We start from the raw sequence: 1128 nt of genomic DNA on the forward strand, positions 1-1128 counted from the left end.
CACCTGCTGCATTGGTTGTTCTTCCACTTGTGGTTCTGCTACCACCTGCTGCATTGGTTGTTCTTCCACTTGTGGTTCTGCTACCACCTGCTGCATTGGTTGTTCTTCCACTTGTGGTTCTGCTACTACTTGTTGCACTGGTCTATTCTCTACTCGTACATTAACAGAATGCTGCATTGCATTTGCCCTAGCTGCATGTCTTTCCATTAATCGTGTTCTATCTTGTTTCAACATAACAACATTAAATGGTACATGACGCTTTTTCTCACGTTTTGGTTCTTCTTTTTTTACAACTGGTTGTTCTTCTGCGACCGGCGCTTCTTCTACAACTCGTTGTTCTTCTGCGACTGGCGCTTCTTCTACAACTCGTTGTTCTTCTGCGACTGGTGTTTCTTCTACAACTCGTTGTTCTTCTGCGACTGGCGCTTCTTCTACAACTCGTTTATTTTCTTCTGTTTCTGCAAGTAAAACATTCGCAAAGCTTTGAACGTCGTTCTTTGTCTGTTCATCAGCCTCAGCTACATGTATGAATTCACTCTTTTGTTCAATCGCTTCATCTTCTTGCTGAATTTCCTCAAGTGCTACAAATGTCTCTACTACAGGCGCTTTTATTTCTGCAATTACTTCCACTTCTTCTAGCTCTTCTGTTTCCGCAATTACTTCCACTTCTTCTGGCTCTTCTGTTTCTGCAATTACTTCCACTTCTTCTTGTGCTTCTGTTTCTGCAATTACTTCTACTTCTTCTAGCTCTTCTGCTTCTGCAATTACTTCTACTTCTTCTAGCTCTTCTGTTTCCGCAATTACTTCCACTTCTTCTGGCTCTTCTGTTTCTGCAATTACTTCCACTTCTTCTAGCTCTTCTGTTTCCGCAATTACTTCTACTTCTTCTGACTCTTCCGCTTCTGCAATTACTTCCACTTCTTCTAGCTCTTCTGTTTCTGTAATTACTTCCACTTCTTCTGACTCTTCTGCTTCTGCGATTACTTCTACTTCTTCTGACTCTTCTGCTTCTGCAATTACTTCCACTTCTTCTGATTCTGCAATCACTTCTACTTCTTCTAGCTCTTCTGTTTCTGTAATTACTTCTACTTCTTCTAGCTCTTCTGTTTCTGTAATTACTTCCACTTC

At 41.1% G+C, this 1128-nt stretch carries 1 pseudogene; it reads right to left on the reverse strand.

What is annotated here, in order from left to right:
• A pseudogene (locus tag MHI28_RS36090) lies at window positions 1-1128 on the reverse strand (DNA translocase FtsK); the annotation flags it as partial.

The organism is Bacillus sp. FSL K6-0268, from assembly GCF_038005425.1.
GTDB lineage: Bacteria > Bacillota > Bacilli > Bacillales > Bacillaceae_G > Bacillus_A > Bacillus_A thuringiensis_S.